The sequence below is a fragment of the Flavobacterium sp. genome, from assembly GCF_044348915.1.
Classification (GTDB): Bacteria; Bacteroidota; Bacteroidia; order Flavobacteriales; family Flavobacteriaceae; genus Flavobacterium.
This window is the reverse complement of record NZ_JBIKRX010000068.1, coordinates 1-15157: the sequence shown is the minus strand read 5'-3', so window position 1 is coordinate 15157 and position 15157 is coordinate 1. Positions and strand designations below refer to the sequence as shown.

Below are 15157 nucleotides of genomic sequence, written 5' to 3'. Positions count from 1 at the left end.
GTCTGCATCTTCCTTAAATCGCTTGTTAAATGTTATTGAATTCACACCTATAAATTTCTCCCTTGTACTCATTTGACAAAGGTAATACTATTTTCGTTTTTGGGCGGCCTAAACGCCTATACCTATACTCTTTTTTTAGCTGGATTGGCTCTTTCGGGTCTGTTAGTGTCGTCGGTATTGGGTTTTCCACCTGGCCAACCGGTAATAGTATGCTGCAATACGTTGAACATATTGATGTTCAAGTCGTAGGCAGAACCTCCCGAAGCCAAAAGATCGGACATTCCGTTGTTGTTGTAATCTCTATCAGTGAGTTTTAAAATGGACTGTTTTGTTTTTTGGCACAACCAAACAATGGCTTTGCTTTTCAATTCGTGTGTCCAAATGCATTCACCTACTAACCAAGGGGTTTTGTATCGTGTCAATTCAGAAGCAGCCGATTGGTCTAAAACGAAAGTTGCATTGCCGTGATTTTGTAAAAAAGTTGCAGGCACTTCAGAGCTGATTTCGCCTTGAATGGTTCTTTTGATGATGTCGGCTTTGTTTTGTCCCCAAGCCATCAAAACGATTCTTTTAGAGCGAAGGATGGTTGAAACCCCCATCGTTACGGCTCTTTTAGGCACAAAATCAATACCATTGAAATCGAACGAAGCATCGACTCTGGTAATATGGTCTAAGGTAATGATTCGCGTTCCTGAATTGATGTGTGAACCTGGTTCGTTGAAACCTACGTGACCGGTTCGACCGATGCCTAGTAATTGGAAATCCAATCCACCGGCACTTTTTATCTTCATTTCATAATCAATGCAATATTGATTCAAATCTTCGAAAGGAACGGTTCCATCAGGAATATTCACATTTTCAGGATCGATATCGATATGATTGAAAAGATGCTGATGCATAAAATAAAAGTAGCTTTGGTTGTTCTCTCTCGACATTGGATAATATTCATCCAAGTTGAAAGTAACTACATTGCTAAAGCTAAGCCCTTCCTCTTTGTGCATTCTAACTAATTCTTCATAGACTTTTATCGGCGAAGAACCGGTCGCTAATCCCAAAACGCAAGGTTTGTTCTTGGCTTGTTTGGATCGGATTAACTGGGCTATTTCCTGAGCCACAATTACCGAAGCCTCGGCTGAGTTTTTGAAAATTTCGTTATGAATTTTCTCAAATCGGGTTTCTTCAAATTTCCCAGGGCTTTTGTAGCTAATATCAGGAGTGATTTCTAAAACGGTTTTCATTGTTTTTGTTTTTTGTAATAATTTACAGAAGAATTTTTTTAAAAAATGGTATAAGCAAATGAATTACTTATACCATTAATTTCAACTAATCAACTAATTCAATTTTTTTTGGAGTTTCATCACTATTTGATGTGCCAATAGTTTAATTTGCAATGATTTCAGCATCTTTGTCCCACCAAAGTCTAGTTCCACCATTGTCTGGACCTCCCAATAAAAGAAGTCCTGAAGCAACACCTTGCGGGTTTCCTGCTTTTTCAGAATCAACAAAATTTACTCTACGGATTCCTAAATTAGAATCGATGGTTCCTGCGCTAGCATTTACCAATACTGGGAATAATTTAGGAAAACCAGTTCTTCTATATTCAGACCAAGCTTCTTGCCCTTCAGGGAAATTAGCAATCCATTTTTGCGTTATGATTTGTTGCAATTGTACTTTATTAGTGGCAGCAGCGTTGTATTTTACTGGAACTAAATTTACAGCAGTTCCATTGTTGCCAGCTGCAACTGGGTCCACATAATCTTTAGGCAAGCTTGTTGAATTCAAATAAGTAGCAATTCCAGAGATACCGTGCTGCTCGAATGATTGAGTGATTCCAGCTTCGTACAAGCTTTGAGCAGTTCCTGAACCCATGTTCCAACCTCTTAATTTTCCTTCAGCTCTTAAGAAATATACTTCAGCAGTAGTCATCCAAACTGTAGTTTTGACATTGACAGATGAAAAATCCTGACGATCTGATTTGTTTGCAATTTGGATTCCAGTTCGAATACCTTTGTATTCACCAGGAAATTGTTTTGATGTCAAGAAAAAAGCAGATAATCTAGGGTCATTATAACCACCCATAATTGATTCCATATCAGCTGACATTTTTGTATCTCCCCAACCTTGGCTAATATCCGATATTGGATTGCTATAGTTTTTTGGTTGTAATGTAAATGTATCTGCTTTAGTTGCAAAAACACCGAATACTTGAGCTACAGCCAATTCAGCTTGTTTTTTAGCTTCGGTTGGATTTACTTTCACAATACGCATAGCCAAACGTAGGCGCAAAGAATTAGCATATTTCACCCATTGTTTATAATCACCTCCGTATGTTGATACGTCTGAAGAGGCGAACAATGAAGTTTTATTTCCTGCGATGTTGGCTTGTGCAATTGGAGTCAATCCTGTGATGGCTTTGTCTAATTCAGCAAACATTTGTTGGTACACTTTTTCTTGAGAATCATAAAGGAAAACTGTTGTGTTAGGTGTTCCAAAAGTAGAATACACACAGGGTCCGTAGATATCAGCAATTCTGTGCATTGCTTGTACTTTGATGATCAAAGAAATATAATAAAACTCATCATATTTACCTTCGGCTTGTTGTTTTACTTTTAATGCATTGGACATAACTCCTCTGTAAACTGACTCCCATGCTTGGTTGTTCCAACCGTTATTCAACTTGTACTGAGGATTGTTTCCATTGGCAAATCCTGTCGGCGTTGCCATATATCCAGACCAAGTATCTCCTTGTAAATTTTGGAAAATTTGGTAAGGCCATGCCGTTAGCAAAATTACATTGCTAAACATTGGAGAGAACGGCGCTTTTATAGTATTATAATCTTGTTCCAATTGAGCATTTGTTGCTCCTTCTGGATTTGTATTTATACTCTCAAAATCTGATGTACAACTTATAGCCGAAAGCAAAGTGATACAGATAGCGGTTGTTTTTATTTTATTTAATATCATGATTTTGTTATTAGAAAGTTACATTTAAATTAAGACCTACACTTTTTGTAGAAGGCATTCCATATACATCAACACCTTGCAAACCTTCACCTGAACTAAGGGCAATATTTGGATCGAAAGGAGCATCTTTATAGATAAAGAATAAGTTTCTAGCAATTAACGACAAACTAGCCGATTGTAAGAAAGGTAATTTTTTCGTGTTGAAATTATATCCTAACGAAATCTCTCTCACGCTAATGTTTGTAGCATCGTAAACATATTCCCCAGTAGCTTTGTTTCTTCCTCCAACATTGTTGTAATATTGAAAAGCATCCATTGAAGTAACAGGAGTAACACCGTCCGCTTTTACAGCGTCAATTTGAACTACCCCACCATTGTTTCTGGCATCGCCTGTTCTTTGTGAAACTCCATTGTAATCGTTGATAGCTTCGGTTAAACTCATCACTTCTCCACCAAATCTTCCGTCAAGAAGTACATTCAAATTGAAAGCACCATATTTGAAGGTATTAGAAAAACCTAACATAAAATCAGGATTTGCATTACCTACTTCTTCCCAGTCTGTCAATTGTACATTTCCTGTTCCGTCTAATAAAATTTTACCTTGAGCATTTTTCAAGATGTTTTTACCTTCGATGATACCAAAAGGTCTTCCTTCATTCAATACATAACGGTAGTTGTTCGATCCTGATGGCGTTAGCACGATTTGGCCTCCCAACTCAGATGGAATACCAGTTACTTTGTTTTTGTTTTGAGAGTAGTTTAAAGTAGCATCCCAAGAGAATTTTTCTTTTTCTATGATTTTACCATTCAAGATAATCTCGATTCCTTTGTTTTGTACACTTCCGCCATTATAAGCATAATTTGAATATCCGTTTGGATCGGTTGATGGCGCAGCAACAGTAATCAATTGGTTGTCTGTTGTAGCATCGTAGTAAGTGAATTCAAATCCTAGTCTGTTGTTGAACATTCTCCACTCTGTACCAAATTCCCAAGCCGTTTGCATTTCTGGTTTCAATGAAGAACCTGGTCTAGGCCCCACTGCTGGCGGAACAAGGATTCCTCCAACAATAGTTGACGACGGTGTAGTCAAATAAGAAGGCACATCGTTACCTACTTTTGCCCAGTTGGCACGAACTTTACCAAAACTAACCCATTCTGGCATTTTTGTCATTTCGCTAATGATTCCTGACAAACCAACTGAAGGATAGAAATAAGAGTTAGTGTCTGTGTTTACTAATGTTGACGACCAGTCGTTTCTTCCTGTGATATCAAGGTATAAATAGTTTTTATACCCTAAAGTTGCTGTGGCAAAAATCGATTGAATTTCTTTATTTCCTCCAGCTACTTGTTGGTTTTCGGAGTTGTTTACAAAATTCCCTAAAGTAAACCAGTTGGCATAAACTAAACCACCACTACCTCTACCAGAGTTCAAAATAGTCGAGCCATTGGCTGTTTTATTGAAACTTGTTCCTAGGATTGCATTGAAGCTTAAATCTTCGTTGAATTTGGTGTTGAATTTTGCTAAAAAATCGGCGTAGTTTTGAGTTCCTACTGTATTTACATTGATATACGTTCCATTGATATTAGAAAGAGAAGTTGCCGATGTAGCATAGATTTCTTTTTCGAAACCAGATTCTAAACGGTCATAGCTATATCGAGCTGATAAATCCAACCAATCATTTACTTTGTAATCTAAGCTAAGTCTTCCTTTGAAAAAACGATCTTGGTTTACTGAAGCATTTCTTTTGATTAACCAATATGGGTTTTGAGAATCTTCGTTTGGAGTTGTAATCCAATTTTGAGCCATTAAATTTCTTGAAGGATCAAAAACTTCAAAGTTTTGTTTGTAATATTCTAAAGTTTGACCACCTCTTGGCATAGAATAAACCGCTGTAATTGGGTTGAAATAAAATCCATTAACTGGTCTATTGTTGATTTTTTGACTAACATAACTTGCATTGGCAGTAACCACTAATTTGTCATCTAAAAAATTGTTGACTTGGTTTATTGCAAAGTTGTTTTTACTTAAATCATTTCCTTCTATAATTCCTTACGCTGTTGTGTTGGCATAAGAAAGAGTTGTAAATGAAGTGTCAGTTCCGGCAGTGTATCCTACCGATGTTATTTGAGTTGCACCTGTTCTGAAAAAGTCTTGAACTTCGTCTTCAAATGTTCCTTTTGTATATGTTCCATCAGGATTTTTTCCCCAAGTTGTCGAAGCTCCTGCAGCCGATGATGCTACATATTGATTTTGAAATTTTGGTAAATAAGCCGCTTGTTCAAAAGTAGATACTGAGGAAACTTTCAAATTCGATTTTTGAGTTTTCGCTTTTTTAGATGTCAATAAGATAACGCCACTTGCGCCTAAACTTCCGTATAAAGCAGATGCAGACGCTCCTTTTAGAACGGTCATTCCATCATAATCTTCTGGATTCAAAAGAGAAATAACATCACCACCATCAGTGTTTCCACCAGCTAAACTACCAAAAGTTTCGTTGGGTTGAGAAGAACTTGAACTCATCAAAGGCACACCATCAATAACATATAAAGGTTGGTTGTTGGTCAACGATGAATTTCCACGGATAACAACTTTTGTAGATCCACCCGCACCCGAAGCGCTTTTGGTTACTGCCACACCGGCAATTTTACCAGCTACAGTGTTCATTAAGTTGGCATCTTTTACTCTTACTAATTCTTCTGATTTCAATTCCTGAACAGAGGAAGTAACCGCTTTTTTAGATTTTTTAATACCCAACGAAGTTACGACAACTTCGTTAAGAGCATTTGTTGAACCTTCTTTTAGTTGTACTTTGATGCTGCTGTCGTCGGCTACAACTATTTTTTGAGTTTCAAGGCCAACGAAGGATATTACTAAGGTTTTTCCTTTTTCGACAGGAATGCTGAAATTACCATCCATATCGGTGGTGACTCCTTTGGTTTCACCTTGTACATTTACATTTGCCATTGGGATTGGTAAACCATTTGCATCGTTTACAGTTCCTTTGACAGTTTTTACTTGTGCAAGAGTAACTTGCGTAGTAAAAATAATCATAAAGATTAAAATAATTTGTTTCATTTTTATTAATTTTTGTTAGTTATGGTGTAAATGTATCGGGAAGGGTTTTCTAAAAAAAAAAAAATTCTCCCAACAGTAGTAAAATTTCAACCAACGACATGTTTCAATCAACATTCTGTTTTGCGAAAACGTTTTCTTATTTTTATTTTATATCATTTTCGTTTATTTTTGCAATTTTATATCAAAAAAGAGGATTATTGGTATCAAATTGATTAAAGTTGCAAATCTTTTTACAATCAGGTCTTTTGCCAACTACAGTATACATTATCATAGAAAATGGGTAAAATCAAGGAAATGAAATTCGATATTAAACTGCAAAATCATTTTTGGTTTTGGGGAGTTTATTTTTCACTCAATTTTTTAAGATGGGGAGCGTATTTTGACAACTATGAGTATTCCTTTAAATCCAACCTTATTGAATTTGCATTACACATTCCTTTGGTGTATTTCAATTTGTTTGTTTTAGTTCCACGGTATGTATTGAAATCAAAGTATTTTGCCTATGCCTTTGCATTACTGCTGAGTTTGATGGGGGTATATCTACTAAAAACTGGAATGACCTATTTTATGATTTCCGAAAACATTTGGCCCGAAGCCAATAGAGATTACCAGCCTTTCGAAATCAATCATATTGTTGCGGTTTGTATTGGTGAATTATATGTTCTAGCGATGGCGTCTTCTATTTATTTGACTTTGACTTGGCTAAAAGAGCGAGATCGAAACCGAGCTTTGCGGGAAGAACAGTTCAAAATCAAATTGAAATACCTGAAAAATCAGATTCAGCCTCATTTCTTTTTCAATACTTTGAATAATTTGTATTCTTTATCGCTTGAGTCTTCCGACAAGGTGCCAAATGTGATCATAAAACTTTCAAAATTGATGGAATACGTTTTGTACGATATCGAAGGAAATAAATTGGTTCCCCTAATCAAGGAAATCGATTATATCCAAAATTATATCGAAATTGAAAAACTCCGTTTCGAAGATGTCGAAGTAAATATAAATTTAGAATCGAATATCGATGAAGTAAAAGTGCCACCATTAGTTTTTATTTCACTTATCGAAAATGCGTTCAAACACGGTGGATTGAATAATAAGAGGCTGAGAATAAAAATAAACTGTAAAGTAGTTGACGACTTCTTACGTTTTGAAATCATAAATAATTTTGTACTTTCACCGAGTTTTAATAAAACAAAAGGAATAGGTTTGACCAATACCAAGAAAAGATTGAAACTGATTTTCAAAAACAATTATTCCTTAGAGCATCAGGTGAAATTCAACTTTTATATTATCCGTTTGCAAATACCTATATATAATGAAGATTAAATGTGTTTTGGTTGACGATGAGCCTCTAGCTATAAAAGTCTTGCAAAATTATTTTGCTAATTTTCCTGAATTTGAAGTGCTCGGTACATTCAATAACTCGTTAGAAGCCTTGGATTTTGTCAATAACAATATTGTCGATACACTTTTTTTGGATATTAATATGCCGATGATGACTGGTTTTGAGTTGATTAGCTTGATGGAAAATAAACCAAAAGTAGTGATCACTACTGCTTTCAGGGAGTTTGCAGCCGAAAGTTATGATCTAGATGTGCTAGATTATTTAGTAAAACCCATTCCGTTGCCTAGATTCATAAAATGCATCAATAAAATCACCACCGAGTTTAGTATTAAAAATAATCTTAAAATTGAACCTGCTCGATTGGATTCCCACATTTTTATCAAAGTCGATAAAAAAATGGTGAAAATACATATTGATGAAATTCTCTTTATCGAAGGGATGAAAGAATATATTAAGGTAGTTACCATCGACAAAACGTATATTACCCATAAATCCTTGACCTCTTTATCCGAAGAATTGCCTTCAGAACGATTTCTTCGCATACATAAATCATATATCATTGCTGTTGATAAAGTAAAATCTATCGAAGGAAATAGAATTCAAATCCATTCTTTTACCATTCCTATTGGTCGAAATTACAGCAAAGAAGTTAAGAGTAGGATTTTAGAGTAAGAAATTACTGCCTAATTCAAAAATTGTTAAGGTGTTTGGAAGTTTGTTTTCTAGTATAGATCATCGCTCAGATCTAGCTGACTTCTTTTAGCTAAAATGACATTGAATTTTCATTTACGATTGCATTAGCGTTTAAATATGGTATTTTAGGCTTGTAACCATAAAAAAAATATAATATTTTGTGGTTTAAAGCATATTTTTATATATTTGTGGTATGATAGCGAGAGATATTTCAAAAAACATACTAGAAGATTGGGATGATAAAAAAGCCATTGTATTGCTTGGTCCCAGACAGGTAGGCAAAACCACACTGATTCAGAAGTTGGTGGAAGACAAAAAAGTATTGTTCTTAAATGGCGACAACCCACAAACTCGATTAGCATTTGCCAATGCTAATTTCGCCTTTCTAATAAATACGGTAGCCGATTATGATGTAATTGTTATAGACGAAGCGCAACGGATTCAAAACATTGGCATAACTGTCAAAATGCTTATCGACGCTAAGCTTAACAAGCAATTTATACTCACCGGTTCCTCTTCATTAGATTTAGGAAATGAAATTAATGAACCTTTAACTGGGAGAAAATGGGAACATCAGCTTTTTCCTTTGAGTTGGAACGAAATCAAAAACCACTACACTTTTGCCAATGCTTATGAAAGATTAGATGAATTTCTAATTTATGGGATGTATCCGGAGGTGATTACCGAAACCAAAAAACAAAAAATAGTATTGCATCTGGCAGGAAGCTATTTATACAAAGATATTTTAGAATTGGTCAACATCAAGAAGCCTGATTTGCTAATGAAATTATTGAATGCACTGGCACTTCAGCTGGGTAGTGAAGTTTCTTATAACGAATTGTCTAAAATATTAGGCGTGGACAGAATGACCGTTGTAAACTACATTGACTTGCTTGAAAAGTCTTTTGTGATTTTTAGATTGCATCCCTATTCTAGCAACCAAAGGAATGAAATCACCTCAAAACCAAAAATATATTTTCATGACAACGGCATAAGAAATGCTATTATCGGGCAGTTCAATCCCATACAAAACAGGCAAGATATAGGGGCTTTATTTGAAAATTTCTTCATAAGCGAAAAAATTAAAAAACTATCCTACGACGGGTTTTATGGCAAAACACACTATTGGCGAAATACACAACAAGCCGAAATTGATTTTTTGGAAATTGTCGAAAATGAAATTTCTGCTTACGAAATAAAATACAATTCTAATAAAAAAGTAAATTTCACTAAATCATTTACTGAGAAATACCAGCCAAAAAACAAATTTGTTATTAATAAGGATAATTTTTGGGAGCATTTGTAGCTCATGTTCATAAATCGAGGAATTGAAAGTTTCAAAAAATCCAAGCATTAATTTAGGCTTGGCTTTTTTCAATATATTAGGCATTAAAGTACATCAAATCGGAATTGTAAAATAGACAAGAATTTTTATGTTTTTAAAGAACGCTTTTGTGATAGTACAGAACAAAAATCATTTTTAAAATTTCCAAAAGCCCGATATTTAAAAAAAACTTCTACTTTTGTCGCACAAAAACACACCTATGGCAAAGAATTTAGTTATCGTAGAGTCCCCTGCAAAGGCAAAAACAATCGAGAAATTTCTAGGAAGCGATTATCAAGTCGAGTCCAGTTTTGGGCACATCGCCGACTTGCCTTCAAAGGAAATTGGAGTAGATGTCGCAAATGGATTCAAACCCAAATACGAAGTGTCAGCCGATAAGAAAGCTTTGGTTACTAAGTTGAGAGGACTCGCTAAGAATGCCGAAATGGTCTGGTTAGCAAGTGATGAGGACCGTGAGGGTGAAGCTATCTCTTGGCATTTATCCGAAGAATTAAAACTAGATAAAAAGAAAACTAAACGTATCGTTTTTCACGAAATTACAAAAACGGCTATTCTAAAAGCGATTGATAATCCTCGAGAAATCGACTATAATTTGGTCAATGCGCAGCAAGCTCGTCGTGTTTTAGACAGATTAGTGGGTTACGAATTGTCGCCTGTACTTTGGCGAAAAGTAAAAGGTGGTCTATCGGCAGGTCGTGTACAATCGGTTTCCGTTCGTTTGATTGTAGAAAGAGAAAGAGAGATTCAAAATTTTACTCCAGTGGCTTCTTATTCAGTTGTTGCTGAGTTTACTAACGAAGCTGGAAAATCATTCAAAGCCAAACTGCCAAAGAATTTCAATACAAAAAATGAAGCCGAAGATTTCTTGAAAAAGAACATCGGATCTACATATAAGGTTTCAGATTTAGAAACGAAACCAACCAAAAAATCTCCAACAGCACCTTTTACCACTTCGACTTTACAACAAGAAGCAGCTAGAAAACTGTATTTACCTGTTGGAATCACAATGCAACTAGCCCAACGTTTGTATGAAGCGGGGCTCATTACTTATATGAGAACGGATAGTGTTAACTTGTCCAAAGAGGCGATGAATGCAGCTCAAGCTGAAATCATCAAATCCTATGGAAAGGAATTTTCTAAGCCAAGGAATTTCGTCAACAAAAGTAAAGGCGCACAAGAGGCGCACGAGGCAATCCGTCCGACCGATATGTCGCAACATACTGTAAAGATTGACCGCGATCAAGCGCGCTTGTACGATTTGATTTGGAAAAGGACTTTGGCGTCGCAAATGAGTGATGCCGAACTAGAAAGAACCAATGTAAAAATTGCAGCCAGTAATCATAACGAATTATTTTCCGCATCTGGTGAAGTGTTACTTTTTGAAGGCTTCTTGAAAGTTTATTTAGAAGGAAATGACGAGGATGATGAGGAGCAAGAAGGGATGCTTCCTGCGATGAAGGTCAACGAAAATTTGCAAAACAATTATATTACTGCAACCGAAAGATATTCGCGTGCGGCTTCGAGATATACCGAAGCTTCTTTGGTGAAAAAATTAGAAGAATTAGGAATCGGCCGTCCATCGACTTATGCTCCCACTATTTCAACAATTATCAACAGAAATTATGTAGAGAAAGGTAATCTTGATGGGCAGGAACGTAAATATACACAGTTGATTTTAGCATCAGCTCAAGTTAGCGAAAAAGTTCTTAAGGAAAATACTGGTTCAGATAAAGGGAAATTAGTTCCAACGGATATCGGAACAATTGTAACGGATTTCTTGGTCAAAAATTTCTCAAACATCCTTGATTATAATTTCACTGCCAAAGTGGAGCAGGATTTTGATGAAATCGCTGAAGGAAATATCGAATGGGCAAAAATGATGCAGGAATTCTACGATAAATTTCATCCAACAGTGGCTGATGTCGAAGCGAACGCTGATCGCGAAAGTGGAGAACGAATTCTTGGTACTGATCCTAAAACAGGGAAACCAGTTTCCGTACGTTTAGGAAAGTTTGGTCCAATGGCGCAGATTGGTGACGCTGAAGATGAGGAGAAAAAATTTGCAAGTTTGATGAGTGATCAAAATATTGGGAACATCACACTTGAGGAAGTTTTGGATTTGTTTTTGTTACCAAAAAATTTAGGAGCATATAAAGGTGAAGAAGTTGAGGTAAGCAATGGCCGTTTTGGCCCATATGTTCGCCACGGAAGCGCATTTGTTTCTTTGTCAAAAGGAGAAAATCCATTAGATGTTACCTTAGAAAGAGCCAAAGAATTGATTGACGAAAAAGCACAGGCCGATGCTCCAATAGCTACATATAAAGGCGAAGGAGTTCAAAAAGGGACTGGTCGTTTTGGTCCATTCATCAAATGGAATGGGATTTTTATCAATGTGAGTAAGAAATACAACTTCGATAATTTGTCTCAATCTGACATTATAGAATTGATTGAAGATAAGTTGCAGAAGAATATCGATAAGGTTTTGCATCATTGGAAAGAAGAAGGAATTTTGGTCGAAAAAGCCCGTTGGGGAAGATCGGTAATTACCAAAGGAAAAATCAAAATTGAATTGAGTAAAGATATCGACGCTACAAAATTGACTTTGGAGCAAGTGCAAGAAATGATCGCAAAGAAAGCACCTGCAAAGACTCGAGGCAAAGCAGAAAAGAGCGGAGCTAAAGTTGCTGCAAAAAAATCTGCAGGAGCAAAAAAACCAGCTGCCAAGAAGGTAGTCGCAAAAAAGAAATAAAATATGGAATTTGATTTTCTAAGGCCACTAGATACTGAAGTCCTTGCGCTAGTTGATGATCTGTCGTCACAGCATTTGGGGAGTAAAGTGGTTTTTCACACTACTAAAGATTTTCCAGATTTAGAAAAAATAAAAATTGCCATTGTGGGGGTTTTAGATAATAGAGGCGAAAGCAATCCAGCTCTTGAAGTCGATTTAACGCAAATTCGCAAGGAGCTATACTCATTGTTCCCTGGAAACTGGGATACTTCTATCGCAGATTTGGGTAATATCCTACCGGGAAATTCGATTTCTGACACGCATTTTGCGCTAAAAAAAGTGGTTTCGAGTCTTATTAAGAAAAAAATTATTCCTATTGTAATTGGCGGTTCGCAAGATTTGACTTATCCGCTTTATAGGGCTTATGACGATTTGGAGCAAATGGTCAATTTGGTTTCAATCGATAGTAAATTCGATTTCGGAAAAGAATCTGATGCCGTTTCAGCTTCTTCATATTTGACCAAAATTATTATCGATGAGCCTAATAATCTGTTTAATTATGCAAATGTCGGCTATCAAACCTATTATAACTCGCAAGAAGAAATTGATCTGATTGATAAACTTTTTTTCGAAGCCTATCGTCTGGGGGAAATTTCAAATTCAATTGCCTTAGCGGAACCCGTTTTTAGAGATGCCGATATGGTTAGTCTCGATTTGACATCTGTTAAATCAAGCGATTCTGGTAATTTTGATTATTTCATACCAAATGGTTTTAGCGGAAAGGAAATTTGTGCGTTGTCAAGATATGCCGGTATTAGTGATAAAGTTTCACTTTTGGGTGTTTTTAATCATAATAACTCAGCGCAAGAATCCGTCTTGATTGCGCAGATAATATGGTATTTTATAGAAGGCTATCATTATCGTTCGAATGAATATCCTTTCGGAAGCAGGGAAAATTATATTAAGTATATTATACCGCTTGAAGAAGAATTAGTTTTTTATAAAAGCAACAAAACCGATAGATGGTGGATAGAAATACCTTTTATTTCAAATGCTAATAATAAGTTAAAGAAAAGTACGTTATTACCATGCTCGTATGAGGAGTATTTAGGAGCTTGCAATCACGAAATTCCTGAAAGATGGTGGAAAGCACAGCGAAAAAATATTTTATAATTAAAAGTATCGTATAGTATATTTTTTACAAATCTGAAGATTAAAGCATTGAAAGAGCTCAAGAATTAAGTGAGTAAAAACTGATAAATTTTTAAAAAACTTGTATTTTATCGTTTTTGTTGGCGTTTAATCGATAAAATATTTTTTTTATAACAAATTTAATTTTAGTTTTGGACTATGTAGTAAATAGTACTGTAAAAAATTGTTTTATTAAATAATAATAAATAGGTTTACGGACTGAATAATAATGAATAATTAACCCTATTAATATGAAGAAGTTTATTGCTTTTACTGCAATTTTAACCCTACTAATTGGATGTGGCAAAATTTCCGACAAAGGAGAGCTAATCGGTGCAAAAGGTGCTAAATGGCATCCTGAAAAACCTTATGGAATGACATTAGTTCCAGGCGGTTCTTTTATTATGGGAAAATCCGATGCCGATGTTGCCAGTGTTGGTGATGCCTCCACAAAAACAGTTACCGTTCGTTCTTTTTATATGGACGAAACGGAAATAACTAACAGAGAATACCGTCAGTTTGTAGAATGGGTAAAAGATTCTACTATGAGAGTTCGTTTGGCAATTTTAGCTGATGAATCAGGAATTAAACCTGGTGCTGGTGCAGCAAACGGAAAAGGTAAAGGGAAAAGTTCTGGAAGTATAGGTGATTTTGCGTTTAATGATCAAGATCCTGAAAAAATGACTGCATATGACAAGTATATGTATGATAACTATTATAGTATTGGTACAGACGATGATCCTTATGCGGGTAGAAAGTTAAACCGCAAAGTGAAATTAATAAAAGACACTAAATTGTATCCTGACGAATACTACACAGAAGTTATGGATTCAATGTATTTGCCTCTTGAAGCTTCGTATAATGGTTTAAGGACTATTGATGTTGATAAGTTAAAATTCAGATATTCTTGGATGGATATCCAGGCTGCGGCTAAAGCCAAAGTGGGTAAAAGAAAAGATTTCATAAGAACTGAACAGGTAAAAGTGTATCCAGATACAACGACTTGGATAAAAGATTTTGAATATTCATACAATGAGCCTATGCACAATGATTATTTCTGGCATAAAGCGTATGGTGATTATCCCGTAGTGGGCGTTAATTGGAAACAAGCCAAAGCATTTTGTGCTTGGAGAACTTTAAATAAGAATACTTGGATCAAATCGCAAAAGAAAGGTCGAGATCTAATCAACAATTTTAGATTGCCTACAGAAGCAGAATGGGAATATGCCGCTAGAGGAGGTTTAGAGTCTGCAACGTATCCTTGGGGGGGGCCTTATACCAAAAACGATAGAGGATGTTTCCTTGCCAATTTCAAACCTATGAGAGGGGATTATGCCGCAGACGAGGCTTTATATACAGTTGAGGCAAAATCGTATGAACCAAACGGGTATAACTTATACAATATGGCAGGTAACGTGGCCGAATGGACAGAGTCTTCTTATGATCCTAATGCGTATGAGTACGTTTCTTCAATGAATCCTAACAATACGGATACTTCAAACAAACGTAAAGTGGTTCGTGGAGGTTCTTGGAAAGATGTTGCCTACTTCCTACAAGTAAGTACCAGAACATTTGAATATGCTGATTCAGCAAGAAGTTTTATCGGATTCAGAACCGTTCAAGATTATATGGGAACGCAATCAACCGAGAAACTTAAAAAGAAAAAATAATTAACCCAAAATCAAATCAAATTTTTAGGTATAGGCGTTTAGGCCGCCCAAAAACGAAAATAGTATTACCTTTGTCAAATGAGTACAAGGGAGAAATTTATAGGTGTGAATTCAATAACATTTAACAAGCGATTTAAGGAAGATG

The 15157-nt window shown here is 35.7% G+C and carries 9 protein-coding genes and 1 pseudogene; 6 read left to right on the top strand and 4 right to left on the bottom strand.

Annotated features, from left to right (window positions below):
* Nucleotides 1-125: 125 nt before the first annotated feature.
* From nagB to ACIQ1E_RS10945, 4 genes and pseudogenes are all read right to left on the bottom strand, one after another.
* Nucleotides 126-1238 (bottom strand): annotated as a pseudogene (gene nagB, locus ACIQ1E_RS10960) (glucosamine-6-phosphate deaminase); the annotation flags it as partial.
* Nucleotides 1239-1380: 142 nt separating this feature from the next.
* Nucleotides 1381-2964, bottom strand: coding sequence for a RagB/SusD family nutrient uptake outer membrane protein (locus ACIQ1E_RS10955; protein WP_396171348.1), 1584 nt, complete (start codon nt 2962-2964; stop codon nt 1381-1383).
* Nucleotides 2965-2974: 10 nt separating this feature from the next.
* Nucleotides 2975-4936, bottom strand: a complete 1962-nt coding sequence (locus tag ACIQ1E_RS10950; RefSeq protein ID WP_396171347.1) for a TonB-dependent receptor domain-containing protein — start codon at nt 4934-4936, stop codon at nt 2975-2977.
* Nucleotides 4937-5014: 78 nt separating this feature from the next.
* Nucleotides 5015-6040, bottom strand: coding sequence for a TonB-dependent receptor plug domain-containing protein (locus ACIQ1E_RS10945; protein ID WP_396171346.1), 1026 nt, complete (start codon nt 6038-6040; stop codon nt 5015-5017).
* A gap of 294 nt (nt 6041-6334) precedes the next feature.
* On the opposite strand from ACIQ1E_RS10945, the gene ACIQ1E_RS10940 reads away from it, so the two are divergent.
* From ACIQ1E_RS10940 to gldK, 6 genes are all read left to right on the top strand, one after another.
* Complete coding sequence (locus ACIQ1E_RS10940; RefSeq protein ID WP_396171345.1) at nt 6335-7366, top strand: sensor histidine kinase; 1032 nt, start codon at nt 6335-6337, stop codon at nt 7364-7366.
* Complete coding sequence (locus ACIQ1E_RS10935; protein ID WP_396171344.1) at nt 7356-8057, top strand: LytR/AlgR family response regulator transcription factor; 702 nt, start codon at nt 7356-7358, stop codon at nt 8055-8057. Before ACIQ1E_RS10940 ends, ACIQ1E_RS10935 begins: the two co-directional genes overlap by 11 nt.
* Nucleotides 8058-8271: 214 nt before the next feature.
* Complete coding sequence (locus tag ACIQ1E_RS10930; RefSeq protein WP_396171343.1) at nt 8272-9384, top strand: ATP-binding protein; 1113 nt, start codon at nt 8272-8274, stop codon at nt 9382-9384.
* Between the two features lie 238 nt (nt 9385-9622).
* The gene (topA, locus tag ACIQ1E_RS10925) at nt 9623-12172 is read left to right on the top strand and encodes a type I DNA topoisomerase (RefSeq protein ID WP_396171342.1); all 2550 of its coding nucleotides are present in this window, start codon (nt 9623-9625) and stop codon (nt 12170-12172) included.
* Nucleotides 12173-12175: 3 nt separating this feature from the next.
* Nucleotides 12176-13324: a formimidoylglutamase gene (locus ACIQ1E_RS10920; RefSeq protein ID WP_396171341.1), complete on the top strand. Its 1149-nt coding sequence runs from the start codon at nt 12176-12178 to the stop codon at nt 13322-13324.
* A 269-nt stretch (nt 13325-13593) separates the two neighbouring features.
* A complete protein-coding gene (gene gldK, locus ACIQ1E_RS10915; RefSeq protein WP_396171340.1) occupies nt 13594-15012 on the top strand; it encodes a gliding motility lipoprotein GldK in 1419 nt (472 codons plus the stop codon).
* Nucleotides 15013-15157 lie beyond the last annotated feature (145 nt).

Bases quoted from the DNA above. Each gene is read 5' to 3' on its own strand.
- ACIQ1E_RS10945 (WP_396171346.1), bottom strand. From the start codon at position 6,040: ATGAAACAAATTATTTTAATCTTTATGATTATTTTTACTACGCAAGTT.
- gldK (WP_396171340.1), top strand. From the start codon at position 13,594: ATGAAGAAGTTTATTGCTTTTACTGCAATTTTAACCCTACTAATTGGA.
- ACIQ1E_RS10940 (WP_396171345.1), top strand. From the start codon at position 6,335: ATGAAATTCGATATTAAACTGCAAAATCATTTTTGGTTTTGGGGAGTT.
- ACIQ1E_RS10930 (WP_396171343.1), top strand. From the start codon at position 8,272: ATGATAGCGAGAGATATTTCAAAAAACATACTAGAAGATTGGGATGAT.
- ACIQ1E_RS10955 (WP_396171348.1), bottom strand. From the start codon at position 2,964: ATGATATTAAATAAAATAAAAACAACCGCTATCTGTATCACTTTGCTT.
- ACIQ1E_RS10935 (WP_396171344.1), top strand. From the start codon at position 7,356: ATGAAGATTAAATGTGTTTTGGTTGACGATGAGCCTCTAGCTATAAAA.
- topA (WP_396171342.1), top strand. From the start codon at position 9,623: ATGGCAAAGAATTTAGTTATCGTAGAGTCCCCTGCAAAGGCAAAAACA.
- ACIQ1E_RS10920 (WP_396171341.1), top strand. From the start codon at position 12,176: ATGGAATTTGATTTTCTAAGGCCACTAGATACTGAAGTCCTTGCGCTA.